The 19,554-nt window shown below is 73.3% G+C and carries 17 protein-coding genes and 1 pseudogene; 10 read left to right on the top strand and 8 right to left on the bottom strand.

What is annotated here, in order from left to right; genetic code table 11:
- Nucleotides 1-8 precede the first annotated feature (8 nt).
- The 3 genes from DMP17_RS37935 (at nucleotide 9) to DMP17_RS37945 (ending at nucleotide 2,545) form a co-directional block, all read left to right on the top strand.
- Nucleotides 9-1,058 carry a hypothetical protein gene (locus tag DMP17_RS37935; protein WP_337832036.1) on the top strand — a complete coding sequence of 350 codons (1,050 nt, stop codon included), beginning with the start codon at nucleotides 9-11 and terminating at the stop codon, nucleotides 1,056-1,058.
- Between the two features lie 97 nt (nucleotides 1,059-1,155).
- A complete protein-coding gene (locus tag DMP17_RS37940; protein ID WP_337832037.1) occupies nucleotides 1,156-2,157 on the top strand; it encodes a PGN_0703 family putative restriction endonuclease in 1,002 nt (333 codons plus the stop codon).
- 100 nt (nucleotides 2,158-2,257) lie between these two features.
- Nucleotides 2,258-2,545, top strand: coding sequence for a hypothetical protein (locus DMP17_RS37945; protein ID WP_337832038.1), 288 nt, complete (start codon nucleotides 2,258-2,260; stop codon nucleotides 2,543-2,545).
- A 6-nt stretch (nucleotides 2,546-2,551) separates the two neighbouring features.
- Here DMP17_RS37945 and DMP17_RS37950 read toward each other — a convergent pair whose 3' ends face one another.
- Nucleotides 2,552-3,160, bottom strand: coding sequence for a TetR/AcrR family transcriptional regulator (locus DMP17_RS37950; RefSeq protein ID WP_337832039.1), 609 nt, complete (start codon nucleotides 3,158-3,160; stop codon nucleotides 2,552-2,554).
- Between the two features lie 77 nt (nucleotides 3,161-3,237).
- Between DMP17_RS37950 and DMP17_RS37955 the strand changes: the two genes are divergently transcribed.
- From DMP17_RS37955 to DMP17_RS37980, 6 genes and pseudogenes are all read left to right on the top strand, one after another.
- Nucleotides 3,238-4,086 (top strand): SDR family NAD(P)-dependent oxidoreductase, encoded by an 849-nt coding sequence (locus tag DMP17_RS37955; RefSeq protein WP_337832040.1) that lies wholly within the window; start codon nucleotides 3,238-3,240, stop codon nucleotides 4,084-4,086.
- A gap of 229 nt (nucleotides 4,087-4,315) precedes the next feature.
- Nucleotides 4,316-5,497 (top strand): cytochrome P450, encoded by a 1,182-nt coding sequence (locus DMP17_RS37960; RefSeq protein WP_337832041.1) that lies wholly within the window; start codon nucleotides 4,316-4,318, stop codon nucleotides 5,495-5,497.
- A complete protein-coding gene (locus DMP17_RS37965) occupies nucleotides 5,494-6,909 on the top strand; it encodes an MFS transporter (protein WP_337832042.1) in 1,416 nt (471 codons plus the stop codon). The genes DMP17_RS37960 and DMP17_RS37965 overlap by 4 nt, the downstream gene beginning before the upstream one ends.
- Nucleotides 6,906-7,697: pseudogene (locus DMP17_RS37970) on the top strand (SDR family NAD(P)-dependent oxidoreductase). Before DMP17_RS37965 ends, DMP17_RS37970 begins: the two are co-directional and overlap by 4 nt.
- The gene (locus DMP17_RS37975; protein ID WP_337832043.1) at nucleotides 7,694-9,049 is read left to right on the top strand and encodes a UbiD family decarboxylase; all 1,356 of its coding nucleotides are present in this window, start codon (nucleotides 7,694-7,696) and stop codon (nucleotides 9,047-9,049) included. The pseudogene DMP17_RS37970 and the gene DMP17_RS37975 overlap by 4 nt, the downstream one beginning before the upstream one ends.
- Complete coding sequence (locus tag DMP17_RS37980; RefSeq protein ID WP_224401887.1) at nucleotides 9,046-9,636, top strand: UbiX family flavin prenyltransferase; 591 nt, start codon at nucleotides 9,046-9,048, stop codon at nucleotides 9,634-9,636. Before DMP17_RS37975 ends, DMP17_RS37980 begins: the two co-directional genes overlap by 4 nt.
- Nucleotides 9,637-9,660: 24 nt before the next feature.
- On the opposite strand, the gene DMP17_RS37985 is transcribed toward DMP17_RS37980, so the two are convergent.
- From DMP17_RS37985 to DMP17_RS38015, 7 genes are read right to left on the bottom strand one after another with little or no spacing between them, the layout of a single operon-like run.
- Entirely contained in the window at nucleotides 9,661-10,533 is an 873-nt protein-coding gene (locus DMP17_RS37985) for a LysR family transcriptional regulator (RefSeq protein ID WP_337832044.1), read from the bottom strand.
- Between the two features lie 55 nt (nucleotides 10,534-10,588).
- Entirely contained in the window at nucleotides 10,589-11,899 is a 1,311-nt protein-coding gene (locus DMP17_RS37990) for a benzoate/H(+) symporter BenE family transporter (protein WP_337832045.1), read from the bottom strand.
- Nucleotides 11,900-11,944: 45 nt separating this feature from the next.
- The gene (locus DMP17_RS37995; RefSeq protein WP_337832046.1) at nucleotides 11,945-13,168 is read right to left on the bottom strand and encodes a 2Fe-2S iron-sulfur cluster-binding protein; all 1,224 of its coding nucleotides are present in this window, start codon (nucleotides 13,166-13,168) and stop codon (nucleotides 11,945-11,947) included.
- Complete coding sequence (locus DMP17_RS38000) at nucleotides 13,165-14,031, bottom strand: FAD binding domain-containing protein (RefSeq protein WP_337832047.1); 867 nt, start codon at nucleotides 14,029-14,031, stop codon at nucleotides 13,165-13,167. The genes DMP17_RS37995 and DMP17_RS38000 overlap by 4 nt, the downstream gene beginning before the upstream one ends.
- Nucleotides 14,031-14,810, bottom strand: a complete 780-nt coding sequence (locus DMP17_RS38005) for an enoyl-CoA hydratase/isomerase family protein (protein ID WP_208819023.1) — start codon at nucleotides 14,808-14,810, stop codon at nucleotides 14,031-14,033. Before DMP17_RS38005 ends, DMP17_RS38000 begins: the two co-directional genes overlap by 1 nt.
- A 1-nt stretch (nucleotide 14,811) precedes the next feature.
- The gene (locus DMP17_RS38010; protein ID WP_337832048.1) at nucleotides 14,812-17,250 is read right to left on the bottom strand and encodes a xanthine dehydrogenase family protein molybdopterin-binding subunit; all 2,439 of its coding nucleotides are present in this window, start codon (nucleotides 17,248-17,250) and stop codon (nucleotides 14,812-14,814) included.
- The gene (locus DMP17_RS38015; protein WP_337832049.1) at nucleotides 17,243-18,754 is read right to left on the bottom strand and encodes a class I adenylate-forming enzyme family protein; all 1,512 of its coding nucleotides are present in this window, start codon (nucleotides 18,752-18,754) and stop codon (nucleotides 17,243-17,245) included. The genes DMP17_RS38010 and DMP17_RS38015 overlap by 8 nt, the downstream gene beginning before the upstream one ends.
- Before the next feature lie 227 nt (nucleotides 18,755-18,981).
- Between DMP17_RS38015 and DMP17_RS38020 the strand changes: the two genes are divergently transcribed.
- Nucleotides 18,982-19,548 carry a PadR family transcriptional regulator gene (locus DMP17_RS38020; protein WP_062396568.1) on the top strand — a complete coding sequence of 189 codons (567 nt, stop codon included), beginning with the start codon at nucleotides 18,982-18,984 and terminating at the stop codon, nucleotides 19,546-19,548.
- The last annotated feature ends 6 nt before the right edge of the window (nucleotides 19,549-19,554 follow it).

The following is a 19,554-nucleotide window of genomic DNA, read 5'->3' on the forward strand; positions in this document are numbered from 1 at the left end:
CAGAGTTGATGAGACTTCGCAGCCTCGTGCGGAATCACGGCCCGGCGCCCGCCAAGATCGGAATTGCGACGTCCTCCGGGCGTCGCATCGGGCGCGGCGGTGAGGCGAATGCAGTGACGATGCACCCTCGGGAACGAGCATGGTGGTCGGAGGACATTCCTGAGCGGGAGACGGTCCTCTTCTTTCCCTGTCTCGCGCATTTCCGCACCCCCGAGAACCAGCGCGGTTGGTTCGTGGTGGCGGATCCGACGCTCGGTCTCGGCGTACGGTCCGACGGGACGGCCTCTCTTCCTCCGTATCGGACGGGCGTCACGGAACGGGTCGCGGTGGCTCTCGGATGGATCGCACTGATCGGTGTCGTCCTGGTGATGATCACAGGGACGGGACCGGGTCCATTCCTCTTCGGCGTGGTCGTCCTCCTGATCGCGGTGCCGTTGCTGATGCGCCCAAGCATTCGCGGAATCCACCGGATCGCCGACCAGCGCGCCCTCGCACGAACCAGATGGCTACGTGAGCCGCGGTCGTATGTCGTGACACCCGACGACGCCGCGGCGTGGCGGCTGTGCATCCTCGCCGGAAAGATCGCTGTAGCCGCGCCGTGGCAGGACCGGACGATCGACATCGCCCGACAGCTGCCTGTACTGCTCTGGTCGGGCGCCGGACGCTGCCTCACAGTGGATCGGCGGCGTCGCGATGCCGAGGCCGCGCTGGAGCACGAGGCGTTACAGGACATCGCCAGAACGACGCTGGCCGATGTCGCGGACGAGGCACGGCGACTCGATGCAGTCGAAGGCCACCTGACCGAAATCCTCGGCGCATCAAGGCGGCTGACGCAGCACCGGGAGCGGATGGCTGCGGAGGACGCGATCGAGAGGAGCCGCCGGGCGGACGAACGACGGTTGCGGCAGAAGTTGCTCCACGACGCCCCGACCGGCCGCGCCCCGGGAGCAGACGACGAGGTGGACCGCACCGCCGGTCTCTCCGCCGAGGTCACCGCGGTGGCGGATCTCCTCACCGCTTCCGAGATCGCACTGCGCCGTATCTCCACTCGCAACTGACGTGTTCTGCTCAGGTGCCGACGCGCCGAGCAGTGGCCTGTGCCCGTGACCACCGCTGGGCTACCGCTGGGAGGTCCCCGTCCGATCTACTACGCGCATGGTGAGGCGGGACGTCCTCGATGCGCACCGGGCCCGTATCCGCGGAGACAACCCGTGGCAGCAACGGGCACGCCTGCATCAGGCACTGTGGCGGGAGGAGCAGTCGCTCCCGATCGGCCGACACGATGGGGAAGAGCTCGGCTCCCGCCTGCACGCCTCCGTCGCTGATCCACCGGAGCTGCACAACTTCCTCTCGCCGCAGGCCCGGGACCAGGTGCAACAAGCTGTGGCGGACGCACCCCGCACCGGAGCGCTACTGTCCCGGCCACGGCTGTGGGTCGACCTGCTCTCGAGCCAACCGCTGTGCTTCAACCTGTTCGGCCCCCTGGCGTCGGAGCCGACACTGGCGACCGCGACGCTGCGCCTGATCTGGCCCGACATCCGCAGAGTCCGCGACATTCGCTTCGAGTGGTCGCCCGGCCGCGGCAACCCCGCCTACACGGCGAACCGGTCCGCATTCGACGTCTTCGTCGAGTACGACGGCGACCGGGGCCGCACCTTCCTCGGCATCGAGGTCAAATACCACGAGGACCTCGCCGGGACGCCGGCGTCGGACAAGGACGGCTTCTACCGCACGATCGCGGGACGCACCGCCGTGTTCGACGAAGCGTCGTACCCCAGTCTGTCGATACTCCCCCTCCAGCAGATCTGGCTGGACCACCTGCTCGCGCTCCGGATGCTCGACGAGCCGAAGGACCGCTGGGACGCGGGCACCTTCGTGCTTCTGTACCCGGTTGGCAACGAACGCTGTGCCACCGCAGCCCGTGCCTATCGGCAGTGCTTGACCGACGGCCGGACCTTCGAGGCCCACACCCTCGACGCGCTCGTGCAGGCGGCCTCGCTCGCGACGACGGACTCGTGGCCGCGCGACGTGTACCGCCGGTACCTGGACCCCGACCTGGTGAACACGGCATCGACGGCATCACGCGATCCCGTTCTTCGGCCGGCACGCCCGGCTGATCCCGGACCACGTCCATCCGGCCGACCAGGGCCCGGGTGATCATGAGCGGCACGGGTACGGCGGGTGCGTGGGCTCGCGGCGTCGACCTCCGTTCGACCGGTGGTCCCCGATACACCCTGCCGACGGCTACCGTCGGCCCATGAGCGCCAAGTCCGACTCCCGGCTCGCCGAGTTCCTGCGCCGGGTGGACGCGAGCGGCGACGACGCCGCTCCGGCAGTCGTCGTCTTCGGGGCGGGCGAGGTCTCCGAGGTGCAGGAGTCGATCGCGCTGCAGTTCGCCGCGACCGTCCGGGAGCTCGGCCACGTGGAGCCCGCCGGCGGACCGGACGGCGACCTGCGACGGGTGCGGCTCACCCCCGCGGGCCGGGACTGGCTCGCGGAGTACGACCGGAAGGCTCCGACGCTGCACCCCCGCTTCTCCTCCTAGGGGTACTCAGGGCGAGAGCGCGCGACAGCCGCGCCGGACGACGGCGTCGGCGTAGGCGTGATCGAGCGCCCCGGTCCGCAGCTGCCACCGGTGGAAGAGCGGCGCGACGAACAGCTCGAACGCCTCGACGTCCCCCACGGAGCCGTCGATGTGGCCGGTGGTCCTCGCCGTCGCGAACCGCCGGGCGAACAGGGTGATCTGCGGGGCGAAGACCTCCTCCAGCACCTGCGCACCGACCGCGGTGTCGACGAGCGCCTCGACGCACAGCGCCCGCAGCAGCGCGTCCCATGCGGGCACCGCGAGCTCGTCGACGACCGCGCGCAGCACCGCGGAGAGGTCGGCCTGCAGGTCACCGGTGTCCGGGATCCCCCCGTCGCCGACGGCTGCGCGCGCGTTGCGGTGGGCCACGGCGTCGACCAGCAGGGCCCCCCGGTGGCGCCACCGCCGGTAGAGCGTGGCCTTGCCGACGCCGGCACGTGCCGCGATCGCCTCCATCGTCACCTGCGGGTACGGCAGCTCCACCGCCAGGGCCAGGGCCGCCTCGAGTGCGGCCGTGCGCGCCCGTTCGGAGCGACCGGTCGACACCGGCGGTCGGTCACGGCCGTCGTCGTCCACGCGATCAGGATAGCAATCGAAACGGAACGTTCCGTATCGTAGGTGTCATGAGTGTGCGTCGCGACGAGGAGAGTCCCGTGACCGAACGACCCGTGTGGTTCGTGACGGGCGCCGGCCGCGGGCTGGGCCGGGCCCTGACACAGGCCGCGCTCGCCGCCGGCGAGCGGGTGGTGGCGACCGTCCGGCGGGCCGACGCGCTCGCCGACCTGCGTACGGAGTTCCCGTCGGCGTTGCACGTCGCGACGGCGGACGTCCGCGACCGGGACGCGGTCCGGGCCGCGGTCTCGGCCGGTGTCGCGCGGTTCGGGCGTCTCGACGTCGTCGTCAACAACGCCGGCTACGGCCTCGTCGGAGCGGTCGAGGAGGCCGGCGAGGCGGAGGCGCGCGACATCGTGGACACGAACCTGCTGGGACCGCTGTGGGTCGCCCAGGCGGTGCTGCCCCATCTCCGCGCCCGCGGTGCGGGACACATCGTCCAGATCTCCACGACCGGCGCGGTCGGTGCCATGCCGACCCTGGGTCTGTACAACGCGGGCAAGTGGGGGCTGGAGGGCTTCTCCCAGGCGCTCGCCGGTGAGGTGGCCCAGTTCGGCGTCCGCGTCACCGTGGCCCAGCTCGGCGGGTTCGACACGGACTGGGCCGGCGCGGGGATGCACTTCGCGACCCCGTCGGCGGTCTACGACGACCTGCGGCGCGAGCTGTTCGGGACGGCCGAGGTGCCGTGGCGGGCCGAGGGGCCGCTCGGGGCGCCCGTCGCGGAGGCGGTCGACGCCCTGCGCCGGCACGTCCACGCGCCCGACGGCCCGTTCCGGCTGCTGGTCGGGGCGGACGCCCCCGACCAGGTCACCGCGGCGCTGCGGGCCCGGTGCGAGGACTACGCCGACGACGACCGCTTCGTCTGGCCGGTTCCGGTCGCCACGCCCTGACCCACCGGGGCCGGCCTCCTGCCGGTCGTCGACGGATCGTCCGGCCGGGACCTGCTCGCCCGGTGGGTCCCGCACGGTGGTCCCGCCGGGGCCGCACCCGGTGGTCGGACCTGGCCGGACGACTATCGCTGGCATAGCCAGCTGCGCATCGTCGGGCGGCGCTCTGCCGCGCAGACTCGGGGCACACCGCGCCAGCGGGTGGAGAGCCGAGGATAGAGAAGAGGCAACGGTGCCCGACAACAGTCCGCGCGAGGTCCTCCCGCACTTCGATCCGCACGATCCCGGTCTGTCCCCCGAGCGCGCCTACGCGACCTACGCGCAGCTGCGCCGACACTGCCCGGTCTCGCACGGCGAGCGCCACGGCGGCTACTGGTCGATCTCGCGGTACGCCGACGTCCGCGACGCCGCTACCGACCACACGACCTACTCCTCGACCGGCGGCGTCTACCTGCCCCCGGTGTCCGGGAGTCGGTTCCCCCCGATCGACCACGACCCGCCCGAACACGCCGGGTTCCGCGAGCTCATCGCGCCGCTGACCAGCGGCGCCGCGGCGAAGACGATGGAACCGGCGGTCCGCGCCATCGCCGAGCGCCTCGTCGACGGGTTCGTCGGACGGGGCCGCGCCGAGCTCGCCGCCGAGCTCGCCACCCCGCTTCCGCTGGAGGTCATCACCCGGCTCTACGACCTGGGTCCGGAGGACACCGAGGAGATCCGCGGGTACTCCGAGGAGTTCCTGACCCACGCCTCCGACTCCCGCGGCCCGGAGATCATCGACCGGGTGTGCCGGTACTGGGTCGGCCTCTTCGCCGACCGGCGCGAGAACCCACGCGAGGACTTCCTCACCGGACTCGTCGAGGCCAACCGCGAGCTCGGGGCGACCGACGACGAGCTCGCCAACATGATGTTCATCCTGACCTACGCCGGGCACGACTCCACGGCGCTCGGTCTGGGCAACACGCTGTTGTACCTGGCCGAGCATCCGGATGTGCAGCAGCGACTGCTCGACGAGCCGAAGCTGATCCCTTCCATGATCGACGAGATCCTGCGCCACGAGACCCCGCTGCACTGGTTCCCGCGACAGCTCACGGCCGACACCTGCCTGCACGGTCAGCAGATGAAGGCGGGCGAACGGGTGCTGCTGCTGTTCGCCTCGGCCAACCGCGATCCCGAGGTCTTCGACCGCGCCGACGAGATCGTCATCGACCGGCGGCCGAACCGGCACCTCGCGTTCGGCGCCGGGATCCACACCTGCCCCGGGATGGCCCTGGCCAAGCTCGAGATCCGCACGGCGGTCCAGGTCGTGCTGGAGCGCATCCCCGGGTTCCGGGTAAGCGGCGACGTCGAGCGGACCGACCCGCTCGAGGGCGGAGGGCGCCACCTCGGCGTCCGGCGGCTGCCGGTGACCTGGTGAGCGCCGCCGTGCCCGGCCCGGCCCCGGTCCCCGCGCCGACGACCCGTCAGATGGTCACCGCGGGCACCGCGTCCACGGTCGGCTTCGCGTTCGATCTGTTCGACCTGTTCATCCTGCTCTACGTGGCCTCCACGGTGGGCCCCCTGTTCTTCCCCACCGACAGCCCCACACTCACACTCGCGGCCACGTTCGCCTCGTTCGGGGTGAGCCTGGTGATGCGCCCGCTGGGCGGGGCTGTGTTCGGCCGCTACGCCGACCGGCACGGCCGCAAGCAGACCATGCTGGTCACCGTGGGCGGCGTCGGTCTGGCCACCGCTCTCATGGGCACGCTGCCGACCTACGCCGCGATCGGTGTCGCCGCACCGCTGGTGTTCGTCGCGCTCCGCCTGGTGCAGGGCCTGCTCGTCGGCGGCGTCGTCGCCTCGACCCACACCCTCGGCACCGAGACGGTGCCCCAACGCTGGCGCGGCCTGGTCTCCGGGCTGGTCGCCGGCGGCGGCCCCGGGCTCGGCGCCGTCATCGCGTCGCTGGTGTTCCTGGCCGTGTCCTCGGCCTTCCCCGGACCCGCGTTCGACGTGTGGGGCTGGCGGATCATGTTCTTCACCGGGTTGGTGGCCTCGCTGGCGAGCCTCGCGTTCTTCCGGCTGCTCGAGGAGTCCCCGGTGTGGGCCGCCGCGCGGGCGCGGGCCGCCGGTGCGGCCCCGGAGCCGCCGGCCAGGGCCCGGGACCTGCCGACGGCGGTGCGGCCGCGGACGCTGGTCGCGGCCACCGCGCTGGTGATCGGCGCGGGCGCGCAGTACTACCTCACCTCGGGCTACCTGCCCACGTTCCTGGCCGAGATCAACCAGCTGCCGGCGGGCGCACGTGGGCTGCTGCTGGTCTGGACCAGCCTGGCCATCCTGCCGATCGCGTTGCTGGCCGGGCACGCCTCCGAACGGTTCGGCCGTCGCCCGGTGTTCCTGGCCACCGGCATCGTGAACCTGGTGGCTCTGCCGCTGCTCGCGCTGGCCATGGGTGGGCTGGGGCCGGACGACACCGGGGCGTTGCTCGGCTACGGCCTGCTGATCACCATGCTGGCCAACGCCCCCATCGCCGCGGTGCCGATCTTCCTGAACGAGCTGTTCCCGACCCGCTTGCGTGCGACCGCGACCGCCCTGATCTGGAACGGCGGGTTCGCCATCGGCGGGCTGACCACCACCTTCGTCAGCCTGGCCAGCCCGACCGTGCCGGACATCCCCAGCCGGCTGGCGCTGTTCCTGGCCGTGGTCGTGGCGCTGTTCCTGCTCGGGGCGGCGTTCGCCCCCGAGACGCGCGGCGCGCTCGACCGCGAGGACCCGGGCGACGCCGTTCCCAGTCCGTCACCCACCGCCGCGGCCGACCGGCCGGAGTCCCTCCCGGGAGGATCACGATGAACACGAACGAGAAGAGCAGCGGCGAGCACCTGGGCCGCACCGTCCTCGTTACCGGCGCCGGCGGCGGGATCGGCGGCGACTACGTCGCCGCGTTCGCGGCGGCCGGCGCGAACGTCGTGGCCACCGACGTCGCCGGGGCCGCCGACGCGGGGCTCGCCCTGGCCGACGAGGTGAGCTCCGCCGGCGCGGGGAAGGTCGTGTTCGTGACGGCCGACGTGACCTCCGACGCCGACTGGGAGACCGTCGTCGCCACCGCGGGCGCCGAGTTCGGCGGGATCGACGCGCTGGTCAACAACGCCGCGATCTACCAGGGCCTGGGCACCAAGTCGCACCTGACCGAGCTCACCACCGAGTCCTGGGACCGGGTGCTGACGGTCAACGTGCGCGGCACCTGGCAGGCGATCAGAGCGGTGACCCCGGCCATGCGCGCCCGCGGCGGCGGACGGATCGTGAACATCTCCTCCACCGTGGCGCGGATGGGTGCGCCCGGGTTCGCGCACTAAGTGGCCTCCAAGGCCGCCGTGGACGGGCTCACACGGGCCGCCGCACGTGAGCTCGGATCCGACGCGATCACCGTCAACGGCGTCGCGCCCGGCCTCGTCAGCGACGCCGCCAGCCGGACACTCAACACCGGCGACTACATCGCCGCGGCGGCGAAGGGACGGGCGCTGGGCCGCGAGATGACCCCGGGCGACCTGGTCGGCGCCGTCATGTGGCTGGCCTCGCCGTCGTCCGGGTTCGTCACCGGCCAGACCGTCGTCGTCGACGGCGGTGGGGTGTTCACGTGAGCTCCGACCTGCGTTCCTGGCTCGACGTGCTCGACGGCCGCGGCGAGCTCGCCCGGCTGGGGTCCCCGATCGACCCGGACCAGGACGTCGCCGCGGTACTGACCCGTGCCGACGGGCGGCGCGCCGTCCGGTTCGGCGACGTGATCGGCGCGGAGTTCCCGCTCGTGGGGAACACCGTGCCGAGCCGGACGCACCTCGGCCTGGTACTGGGCTGCGAACCGGCCGGGGTGGCCGACCGCTTCGCCGCCGCCCTGGACGCCCCGGAGCGCTGCCCGGAGGTGGAGGCGTCCGGGGCCCCGGTGCTGGCGAACCGCATGCACGGCGACCGGATGCTCTCGGCGCTGCCGCTGACCCGTCAGCACTCCGAGGACGGCGGCAGGTACCTGACCTCGGCGCTGCTGGCGGTCCGCGACCCGGTCAGCGGGCGGATGAACCTCTCGATCAACCGGCTGCTGGCCGCGGGCGAGCGGGAGCTGCGTGCGCTGCTGCTGCCCGGGCGGCTGCGGAGGATCTTCGCCGAGGCCGAGGCGGTGGGGCGCGACCTCGACGTCGCCCTGGTGGTCGGGGTGCACCCGGCGCTCGTTCTCGCCAGCCAGTCCCCCGCCGACCGCGAGCTCGACGACTACGCCGTGGCCAACGCGCTGGCCCCTCCGGTCGAGCTGGTCGCCGCCCCGACCGTGGACGCGCTGGTGCCGGCCCGGGCGGAGTTCGTGCTGGAGGGCCGCTTCCGGGCCGGACGCCGCGAGGCCGAGGGTCCGTTCGGGGAGTATCCGCGCACCTACGGTCCCGGCGGCCCCGCCCCGGTGATCGAGCTGCTGGACGGCTGGCACCGTGACGACGCGGTGTTCCAGACGATCCTCTCCGGCGGCCGCGAGCACTTCTACGCCGGCGGCGTACCACGCGAGGCGGCCTGCCTGCGGGCCCTGCGCCGGGCCGGGCTGGACGTGGCGGCGCTGCGGCTACCCGAGTCCGGCTCGTGCCGGCTCACCGCCGTCGTCGCGCTGCGCGACCCGGCCCCCGGCGCGCCGACCACGGCGATGATGACGTTGTTCCTCACCGCGTCCACGATCAAGCAGGTCACCGTCGTCGACGACGACGTGGACATCACCGACGACGAGCAGGTGGCCTGGGCGGTGGCCACCCGGACCCAGCCCGACCGGGACCTGCTGGTGGTGCCGAACGCGAAGGGCAGCAGCCTGGATCCCTCGGCCGAGCAGGGGCTCACCGCGAAGCTGGGCCTCGACGCCACCGTCCCGGCCGCCGACCGGGACCGCTACCGGCAGATGACGGTGGCCCCGACCGACCCGTCGGCTCTCGAGCGCCATCTCGCGGAGCTGGGGGACCTCCGATGAGACGCATCATCGTCGCGCTCACCGGGGCGTCCGGGGCGGTGTACGGGATCCGGGCGCTGGAGCTGCTGCGCGAGGTGCCCGACGTCGAGACGCACCTGGTGCTGACGAAGGCGGCGCGGGCGACCATCGGCTACGAGACGGACCACAGCGTCGCCGACGTGCGCGCACTCGCCGACGTCGTGCACTCCGACGGCGACCTGGGCGCGCCGATCTCCTCCGGCTCGTTCCGCACGGCCGGGATGCTGGTGGCGCCCTGCAGCGTGAAGACGCTGTCCGGGATCGCCGCCAGCTACGACGAGTCGCTCGTGGTGCGGGCCGCGGACGTGGTGCTCAAGGAGCGCAGGCGCCTGGTGCTCCTGTTGCGGGAGACCCCGTTGCACGCCGGCCACCTACGGCTGATGTCCGAGGTCACCGCCTCCGGCGCGATCGTGATGCCGCCGGTGCCCGCCTTCTACGCACACCCGCACAGCGTCGCCGACATCGTCGAGCACACCACCGGTCGGGCGCTCGACCTCCTGGACGTCGACACCGACGCGGTCGCCCGGTGGACCGGCGAGCGGGACGGACGAGCTGTCGTGCACCGGTAGCGGACACGCGGCCGAGCTCCGCCCTCACTCGCGCGCCGTGCGCAGCAGCAACCGGCGGAACGCCTGTACCGGCGGGGACACGTGCGCGCTGGCCCGCGACACCACGCCCAGCTCACGGAACGCACAGGAGTCGGCGATCGGGACCGTGGGGCCGTCGCCCGCGGCCATCCTCGGCAGCAGCGCGACCCCCATGCCGGCGGCGACCATCCCGTGCACGATCGCCAACTGTCCGGTCTCCAGTACCACCCGCGGACGGACACCGGCCTCGGCCAGCAGCTGATCGGCGAGGTCGCGCAGGCCGTACCCGGTACGCATCCCGACGAGATCCTCGCCGGCCAGCTCGGCGAGCGCGACCTCCGCCCGGCCGGCCAGCCGGTGCGCGGCGGGAACCAGCACGAGCACCGGCTCGCGGACCAGCACGTCGACGCACAGCCCGCTCAGGGTCAGCGGCATCCGGGTCATCGTCAGGTCCAGTTCCCCGGAGCGCACGAGCTGCTCGAACTCCCGGGAGATGTCGTGCTCGACGATCCGCACCCCGACCAACGGGTGCGCGCGCCGGAACCGGGCCAGCACCTCGGGCAGCATCCGCGCGCCGATGCTGGGTAACACGCCCACCCGGACCTCACCTTCGCGCAGACCGCTGACCCCGGCCACCCGTTCCCGGCCGCGTTCGAGTTCGGCGAGCGCGATCTCCGTGTGCTCGAGCAGCGCGGATCCGGCCGCGGTCAGCACGATGTGCCGGCCGGTCCGCTCGAACAGCCGAGCACCGACGTCCTGCTCCAGCTTGCGGATCTGCACCGACAACGACGGCTGGGACAGGTACAGACGGGCGGCCGCGGAGGTGAAGCTCCCCTCGTGCGCGATCGTCACGAAGTACCGAAGTTGATGCAGCTCCACGGATCACCCCGGACCATCTGTTCCATACCGTGTCACCGTGCCGGCGCGCACGCGTTCATCCGGCCTCGGACCGCACCCTGAAGTCACCTGGCTCGACCACCGCGGAGATCGCGACCCCCGCGACGAGCGCCCAGAACGGGCTGGAGATCCCCAGCGGCGCGACCCCGCTCATCGCGACCACCAGGGCCGTGAGCGCACCGGTCCGGAACCGGCCCTCACCGAACGCGCCCCGGAACGACGACACCAGCACCCCGATCATGGCGAGCCCCGCGACCACCGCCACCAGCTCGGTCGGCAGCGCCGTGACCGCGGTGACCGCGATCCCGGCGAGGACGCCAAACGCGACGAACAGCACGCCGTTGACGACGCTCGCGGCGTACCGGGCATCGGGGTCCGGGCCGGCCTGCGGGCCCGAGCAGATCGCGGTCATCGGGCCCGCGATGTTGGCGTTGTGCCCGCCGGTCAGCGGGGCCAGCAGCCCGCCGACGCCGCTGGCGACCGTCATGGCGTTGATCGGCGGCCGGTAGCCCTGGCTGAGCAGCACACCGTAGGCCTGGGCGTTCTCCGCGGCGATCACCAGGACCGCCAGCGGGATCCCGACGGCCAGGATCGCGGCGAGGTCGAACGTCGGCGCCACGAGCACCGGTGCCGTCCAGCCGTCGACGGCGGTGGCCTGCGAGGCGAACCCGCCCGTGGCCGCGGCCGCGACCAGCCCCGCGACCAGCGCACCGAGCGCGCCGGGCACCGCCGGGACGAACCGGGACAGCAGCAGGAACCCGGCGACCGCGGACGCGACGATCCAGGGCGCGGACTCGGCCGCGGTCACCACCTCGGTGCCGAACCGGATCAGCGCCCCGGCGATCATCGCCATCACGATCGGCTGCGGCAGCCACCGGGACACGGTGCCGATCAGGCCGGACAGCCCGAGCACGAGCACGAGCAGCCCTGCGACGAGGAACGCGCCGACGACGGCGGAGAACGGGAACGTCCCCAGCGCCCCCACCACCAGCACCGCGCCCGGGATGGAGTAGGCGCCGACGACCGGCATCCGGTAGCGCAGCGCGAGGAACAGCGAGATCAGGCCACCGAAGACGTAGATCCCGAAGATCCACGACGCGATCAGCCGGCCGTCCAGCCCGCTCGCCGCGGCTCCGTCGATCACGATCAGCGCCGGGCCGGTGCAGCCGAAGACGGCCGCGACCACGCCGGCGCCGATCGTCGCGGGGGTGAGCCGCCGGGGCAGGCCGCGCAGCCCGGACCGGATGCCCGGACCGGGCTCGACCCGGCGGGTCGGCCCCGGCTCGGCCGGTGGGGTGGGGGGTGGGGCGGCGGAGCCCTCGGCGGGCCCACCGGTGGATGCGGTCATCGTGTCGCCTCCTTGCGATCACTCACCGGTCGGGGAGCAGGGTGGTCAGCGGCGCCGCAGCCTGCGGGCGCGGGCGAACCCACGGCGGGCCAGGGCCCGGGCGGTGTCGCGGACGGTGCCCAGGACCAGCCGGAGCTGCGCACCGCGGCCCGGCTCGGTGACCGACCCGGTCTCGGCCGCCTCGTCGACGCTCGCCGCGAACTGCTCGAACAGCCGCCGCGAGACGTCACCGGCCAACGCCCGGCCGAACTGCGCGACCCGGCCGGTGAGGTGGACGTCGGCGTGCGCGGTCAGGACCGTGCCACCGTCCGGCCCGGCCTCGGCCGCCAGCACGACGTCGGCCTGGGTGGCGCTGCCGCCGGCATCGGCGCCCTGGGCGTGGAACCGCAGCCGGTGCGCGGCCGGGTCCCGCTCGACGACCTGGGCCAGGCCGTCGAAGGACAGCTTCACCGGGCCGAGCGCGACGACGGCGCGGCCCCGGTAGCGGTCGCCGTCGAGTACCTCGGTGAGCCGGGCCCCGGGCAGGCAGCGGGCGAGCAGGTCGAAGTCGTCGAGCACCGCCCAGACCCGCTCGACCGGCGAGCGGAGCGCGCTGGTGACCTCGACGACCGCCGACGGCGGCCCGGACGGCAGCCGCACCTCCTGCGCGAGCACCGCCGCCGGCACCTCCTCGGCGGGGGCTCCGGCACCGCTCCCGCCACCGGTCCCCCGCCCGACCAGGGTGCGCGCGCCGCACGCCCGTGGTCCGGGGACACCGTCCGGGTAGCTCTGCCGCACGTCGTCGACGGCCGCGAGGATCCCGCGGTAGCCGGTGCACCGGCAGAGCACACCGGACATCTGCTCGGGCAGCTCCTCGCTCTCCACCTCCGGGGTGCTGCTGAGCAGGTCGTAGCTGCTCATCAGCATCCCGGGGGTGCAGAACCCGCACTGCAGCGCGTGGTGGGCGGAGAACGCCTGCTGCAGCGGGTGCTGGTCCTCGGGCGTGCCCAGGCCCTCCACGGTCACGATCTCGGCGCCCTCGCACTGCACCGCGAACAGCAGGCAGGCGCGGGCGGCCTCGCCGTCGACGAGCACGGTGCACATGCCGCAGACGCCGTGCTCGCAGCCGAGGTGGGTGCCGGTGAGACCGAGCTGCTCGCGCAGCACGTCACCGAGGTGCGCACGGGGCGGCACGGTGATCGTGGTCTCGGTGCCGTTCACCGTCATCGTGATCCCGACGCTCTCGTCGGCGGCGACGCGGTCCCGGGGCTCGGTGAGACGACCGGTCATGACCCCTCCTTCCGGTCCCGGGCGCGCTGCAGCGCACGGGACAGCTCGCGGGCGGCGAGCACTCCGAACAACCGGCGCCGGTAGCCGGTGGATCCGTGGGTGTCCCCGCCGGTGTCGACGACGTCGTCGGCCAGCGCGGCGGTGGCCGGGCGCAGGTCGTCCTCGTGCGCGGTGAGCAACGCGGTGACGTCCCGGGTCACGGCCCGGTCGGAGATCCCGAACCCGGTCAGCCGGGCCTCGGTCACCGCGCCGTCGGCGCCGACCCGGACCCGGGTGACCACGCCGGCGAGGGCGAAGTCGCCGTGCCGGCGGGCGATCTCGGCGAACCCGAACCCCTCCCCCGGCCGGGCGTGCGGGAACGTCACCGCGACGACGACGTCCTCCGGCCCGGCCGCGGTGGTCATCGCGCCGGTCACGAACTCCTCGGCGGGCATGCTCCGCCGCCCGGCCGGGCCAGCCAGCTCGACCGTCGCCTGCGCACAGCAGGCGACGGCGGGCAGCTCGGCGGCCGGGTCGGCGTGGGCGAGGCTGCCGCAGACGGTGCCCCGGCTGCGCAGCTCCCGGTGCCCGACGAACGGCATGGCCATCCCGATCAGCGGGACGGCATGGGCGGCCCGGTCGTGCTCGACCGCGCGCTGCCGCACCGCCGCGCCGATCCGGTACCCGTCCCGGTCCGGTCCCGCCGACGTCAGCTCGGGCACGGCGGTGATGTCGACCAGGGTGCCGGGGCGGCCCAGGCGCATCGCGAGGACGGGCACCAGGGACTGGCCGCCGGCCAGCACCTTGCCGTCGCCGCCGGCGAGCTCGCCGAGCACGTCGTCGAGCCGGCCGGGGCGGACGTAGGCGAACGGTGCGGCCTTCATCAGCGGCCCGTGAAGTTCGGGGTGCGCTTCTCCCCGAAGGCCTTCACGCCCTCGGCGAAGTCCTCGGTCGCCCGCAGCATCGAGTAGGCCTTCCGCTCCAGCTCGATGCCGGTGTAGAGCGGGCCGTCGACGCCGCGGTCGAGGACCTCCTTGGCGGTGCGCAGCGCGGCCGGGGAGAAGCCGGCCATCTTCAGCGCCAGCGCGTCGACCTCGGCGTAGAGCGCGTCGCGGTCGTCGTACAGGCCGGCCAGGATGCCCCAGTCGAGCGCCTGCTGGGCCTGGATCCGGGTCGCGGTCATGATGTGGAACTTCGCCCGGGACAGGCCGATCAGCCGGGCCAGGCGCTGGGTGCCGCCGGAGCCGGGGATCATGCCGAGGTTCATCTCGGGCAGTGCGAGCTGGGTGCGGCCGGTGCCGAGCCGGATGTCGCAGGACAGCGCCATCTCCAGCCCGACGCCGAAGCAGTAGCCGTCGATCGCGGCGATGACCGGCTTGGTGCTGCGGGCCGGGGCGGTGACGTCCTGGCCGAGGTCGGTGAGGTCGATCGGGTCGACCTCCATGAACCCGGCGATGTCGCCGCCGGAGGTGAAGTGCTGGCCGTCGGAGCGGACCACCACGACGCGGACCTGCGGGTCCCGGTCGATCTCGGCGAAGCGCTCGGCGACGAGCCTGCGCATCTCCATCGTGACGACCGTGTACTTGCCGTGGGACAGGGTCAGGTAGGCGACCCGCCCGTCGTGCTCGCGGGTCAGGACGACGTCGCCGCCGGTGAGTGCCATGTCAGGAGTTCTCCTTCTCGGTGAGCAGCTGGTGCAGTACCTCGCCGTGCAGCGGCAGGCGGGTGATGTCGATCCCGCGGGGTGCCAGCGCGTCGGCGACGGCGTTGGCGTAGGCCACGGGAAAGCTCATGGACGACCCCTCGCCGCAGCCCTTGGCGCCGAGCGGGGTCAGCGGTGACGGGGTCACCACGTGGTCGGTACGCAGGTCGAACCCGGCCTCGGCGCTGGTCGGGCACAGGTAGTCGAGGAACGTCGCCGCCGTCGGCTGGCCGGAGTCGGCGTGGGTGAACTGCTCGTAGGCGGCACCGCCGAGGCCGTGCACGAGCGCGCCGTAGACCTGGCCGTCGAGCAGGGTCTGGTCGAGGACGGTCCCGGCGTCGTGCACCGAGGACACCCGGTCGACCCCGATCTCCAGGGTGTCCGGGTCGATCCGCACCGCGACGATCTCGGCGACGAAGCCGTAGCAGAGCGAGGAGTTGATCCGGTCGTCCGCCGTGGCCGCGCGGGTCTCCCGCGGGGAGAACTCGGCCTCGGCGTAGAGCCGGGCGGGCACGCCGTCGGGCAGCGACGCCGGGTCCCAGTGCACGACGCCTGCGGCGTGCCGGAAGGCGACCGAACGGCCGTCGGGGTGGACGACCTTCCCGTCGAGCAGGGTCAGCTCGCCCGGGTCGGCGCCCTCCAGCAGCGTGGCCCCGGCCGCCTTCACCGTGGCGGCGATGGTGTCCGCGGCCGCGACGACCGCGCTCGTGACGAGCGGCGCGAACCGCGACGAGTACGACCCGGACGTGACCGTCCACGGGGTCGTCGCGGTGTCCATGTCGACCACCGCCCGCACCTGCTCCGGGGGTAGACCGAGCCGTTGCGCCGCGACCTTGCGCGCCACCGTGGCGTGGCCCTGGCCCTGCGGGACCGATCCGAGCAGCACGGTGACGATCCCCTGCAGGTCCACCGACATCCGGACGTGCTCGGTGGAGCCGGACTTGTCCCGGCCCGGCTTGCGGTCCTCGGCGGGGGTGGCCAGCCCGACGTAGCCGATGTTGGTGCCGGACGGGTCGACGACCAGGGCGGTGCCGATGCCGTAGAAGGCGCCCTCGGCCCGGGCCGCCTCCCGCCGGCGCTCCAGCTCGGCCAGGTCGGCGTTCATCACGGCCAGGTCCAGCGCCGCGGCGTAGTCGCCGGAGTCGTACACGCCCCCGGTCGCCGTCTCGTGCGGGAACGCCGACACCAGGTTGCGGCGCCGCACCTCGACGACGTCGAGCCCGGTCGCCGCGGCGACCGCGTCCATCAGCCGCTCCAGCCCGAAGTAGAGCTGCTGGCCGCCGAAGCCACGGTTCAGCCCGGTCGGCATGGTGTTCGTGACCACGGCGCGGGCCCGGATCTCGACGGCGTCGATGCGGTAGGGCCCGGTGATGTTGCCGTAGCAGCGGTAGAGCGTGGACGGCTCCGGCGGGCGCAGGTACGCGCCGACGTTGTCGATCAGGTCGGTGCGCAGGGCCGTCACGGTGCCGTCGGCGTCGACCGCGGCGGAGAAGGTCATCGCCCGGTCCGCACCGGTGGAGCTCGCCATCAGGTGCTCGACGCGGTCCTCGGCCCACCGCACCGGCGTGCCCGCGTGCTTCGAGGCCAGCGCCATCAGCACCACGTAGGGGTAGATGCCCGCCTTGATCCCGAAGCTGCCGCCGATGTCGGCGGGGACGTGCAGCCGCACCCGCGACGTCGGGATCCCGAGCGCGCCGGCCATCACCGGGACCATCGAGAACGGTCCGTGGAAGTTCGCCCAGGCCTCGACCGACGGGTCGCCGTCGCCCTCGTTCCACTGCGCGATGACCGAGTAGCACTCCATCGGCACCGAGGAGTAGCGCGGGAAGTCGTAGCGGCCGGTCACCACGTGCGCGGCCTCGCGGAACCGCTGCTCCACCGGGCCGAAGGAGAAGGTGCGGTCGGTGGCGACGTTGGACCCGGCGTCGTCGTGCAGCAGCGGGGCGTCCGGCTCCAGTGCGGCGCGGGCCGCGGTGACCGCACCCAGGTCGTCGTACTCGACGGCGACGAGCTCGGCGGCGTCCTCGGCGACGTAGCGGTCCGAGGCGACGACGACGGCGATCGGCTCGCCGACGAAGCGCACCTTGTCCACACCGGTGGGCAGGTAGGGCATCACCGCGCCGGTCGACAGGGGGAAGGGCCGCAGCGCGGCGCGCACCTCGTCGGGGCCGATCACCGCCGCCACCCCCGGATGGGCCCGGGCGCGGCTCAGGTCGACCGAGCGCAGCCGGGCGTGCGGACGGGTGGAGCGCACGACGGTGGCGACCAGCGTGCCGGGCAGCGGGTCCAGGTCGTCGAGGAACGCGCCCCGGCCGGTGACCAGCGCGGCGTCCTCGTCCCGGCTGGGGACCCAGGTGCGGGTGGCCTCCGGCACATCGGGCACCTCGGACACGTCAGACACGTGCTTCTCCCCTCAGGTCGTACTCGCCCGCGACGAGCGTGCGGCGCAGCGTCTTGCCGACCCCGGACCGCGGGATCGAGTCGACGGCGATCACCCGCTTCGGCCGCTTCAGCGACGGCAGCTGCTCCCGAGCCCAGGCCAGGGCCTGCTCGGCCGCGGCCAGCGGGTCGGCCCCGCGGACGGGGACCACGAACGCGGTCACCGCGTGTCCCCAGCGCTCGTCGGGCAGCCCGACCACGCAGACGTCGTCGACGGCGGGACAGCGGGTCAGGACCGACTCGATCTCGTCCGGGTAGATGTTCTCGCCACCGGAGTTGATCATGTCGTCGGTGCGGCCGGAGACCCAGAGGTCGCCGTCGGAGTCGGCGACGGCGAGGTCACCGGTGTGGTACCATCCGTCCCGGATGGCCTTGGCGTTCGCGTCCGGCCGGTTCCGGTAGCCGCCGAAGGCCTCGGGCGAGGCCATCGAGACGATCACCTGACCCTGCCTCCCGCGCGGGACCTCCTCGTCGACGGGGGCGCCCGCGTCGGGCGCGATCAGCCGGACCCGGGAGAACAGCCCCGCCCGGCCTGCGCAGCCGGGCTTGGCGGCGACGTCGGGCCCGATGGTGAAGGTGTAGATCTCGGTCGAGCCGAAGTGGTTGACGAACGAGGTGGGCGCGACCTGGTCGACCAGCTTCTCGGCGAGCGACGGGGTCATGGCGGCGCCGGCGTAGGCGAGGTTGTCGAGCGCACGGGCGTCCCCGAGCCGTCCGGTGCGCAGCAGCGACCAGTAGATCGTCGGCACCAGGTACAGGGAACCGACGTTCTCCTCGAGGATCAGCTGCATCGACTCGTCGGCGTCGAAGGCGGGCTGGCCCACCCACGTGCCGCCGACCACGACGGAGGCCAGCAGCGTGCGCAGGCCCATCGTGTGGAACAGCGGCATCACCCCGAGGGTCGCGACCCCCTGCCGCTGCCGGGTCTGCATCACGTGCGCGACCGCTGCCAGATGCTCGGCCCGGTGGGTACGCGGGACGCCCTTCGGCTTCCCCGTGGTCCCCGACGTGTAGAGCATGACGCTGAGGTCCGACTCGTCCGGGGCGACGCAGACGGGGCTGTCGAGCCGCTCGGCGAGCTCGTCGACGGACGCCACGTCCCGCAGCAGGTCCCCCAGGCCGGCGGCGGCGACCCGCTCGGCGTGCGCGGTGTCGGCGACCACCAGGCGGACGTCGGCGTCGCCCAGGCAGTAGCCGAGCTCCTCGACCCCGAACCGGGTCGAGAGCGGCACCGAGACCGCGCCGAGCTTCTGCACGGCCAGGTGCAGGCTCGCGAGCTGCTCGCCGCCGTGCATCACCAGGCCCACCCGGGCCCCTCGCTCCACGCCGAGGCTCCGCAGGGCTCCGGCCAGCCGGTCGGTCCGCGCGTCCCACTCCCGGTAGGAGAGCCACCTGCCGGTTCCACGTACCGCCGGCCGATCGGGGTTGCGCTCGACCGCCCATCGCAGCGTCGTCACCAGGTCCATCCGACCCCCTCGTCGTTAGTCTGTTTCAGACCATACGGTTCAGACTGTCAGAGGGGAAGCCCCGGATTCCACCGGCGTCGGGAGCGACCCCGTCCGGCGGCATCCGACGGAAGGAGGGGCGGTCGTCGGTGGCGGGACGCACGTGCGAGGGTCGAGCCGCATCCGCGGATCGACGACCCGCCTCGTCTAGAGTCCGCGGAGCACCGGCCGGCACGAGAGGAGCGCGGATGCGACTGTCCACGACGTCGTATCTGGTCCTGGGCATGATCGCGTTGCGCGGGCCCTCGACGCCGTACGACCTGAAGCGCGCGGTCAGCCGCTCCGTCGGCTACTTCTGGCACTTCCCGCACGCGCAGCTGTACTCCGAGCCGGACCGGCTCGCCGACGCCGGCCTGCTCGCCCTCGACACCGAGGAGCACGGACGCCGGCGCAAGACCTACTCCCTGACCGACGAGGGCCGGGCCGCCCTGCGCGAGTGGCTGGCGGCGCCCACCGCCGAGCACTTCCAGATGCGCGACATCGCCGAGCTCAAGCTGTTCTTCAACGAGGCGGGATCCCCCGACGACGTCGGGAAGCTCGCCCGCGAGCAGATCCGCCAGCACGAGAGCCGGATCGCCGACTACGAGGACATGGTCGCCCGGCACGGTCGCGAGGAGTGGGCCGAGCCGCGCATGATCACGATCGAGCTGGGCCTGGAGATGGAGCACGCCGCGCTGAGGTTCTGGAGCGCGCTGGCGAACGACGACCTCGACCGGCTCCGTCGCGAGCGGGCCGAGCGCGACCCGCGCGACTGACCCGCC

Source organism: Pseudonocardia sp. TMWB2A (assembly GCF_017312135.1).

Excerpts from the sequence above, each read along its gene's own strand:
- DMP17_RS37935 (WP_337832036.1), top strand. The coding sequence starts at position 9 with ATGAGACTTCGCAGCCTCGTGCGGAATCACGGCCCGGCGCCCGCCAAG.
- DMP17_RS37940 (WP_337832037.1), top strand. The coding sequence starts at position 1,156 with ATGGTGAGGCGGGACGTCCTCGATGCGCACCGGGCCCGTATCCGCGGA.
- DMP17_RS37945 (WP_337832038.1), top strand. The coding sequence starts at position 2,258 with ATGAGCGCCAAGTCCGACTCCCGGCTCGCCGAGTTCCTGCGCCGGGTG.
- DMP17_RS37980 (WP_224401887.1), top strand. The coding sequence starts at position 9,046 with ATGAGACGCATCATCGTCGCGCTCACCGGGGCGTCCGGGGCGGTGTAC.
- DMP17_RS37990 (WP_337832045.1), bottom strand. The coding sequence starts at position 11,899 with ATGACCGCATCCACCGGTGGGCCCGCCGAGGGCTCCGCCGCCCCACCC.
- DMP17_RS37995 (WP_337832046.1), bottom strand. The coding sequence starts at position 13,168 with ATGACCGGTCGTCTCACCGAGCCCCGGGACCGCGTCGCCGCCGACGAG.
- DMP17_RS38000 (WP_337832047.1), bottom strand. The coding sequence starts at position 14,031 with ATGAAGGCCGCACCGTTCGCCTACGTCCGCCCCGGCCGGCTCGACGAC.
- DMP17_RS38005 (WP_208819023.1), bottom strand. The coding sequence starts at position 14,810 with ATGGCACTCACCGGCGGCGACGTCGTCCTGACCCGCGAGCACGACGGG.
- DMP17_RS38015 (WP_337832049.1), bottom strand. The coding sequence starts at position 18,754 with ATGGACCTGGTGACGACGCTGCGATGGGCGGTCGAGCGCAACCCCGAT.
- DMP17_RS38020 (WP_062396568.1), top strand. The coding sequence starts at position 18,982 with ATGCGACTGTCCACGACGTCGTATCTGGTCCTGGGCATGATCGCGTTG.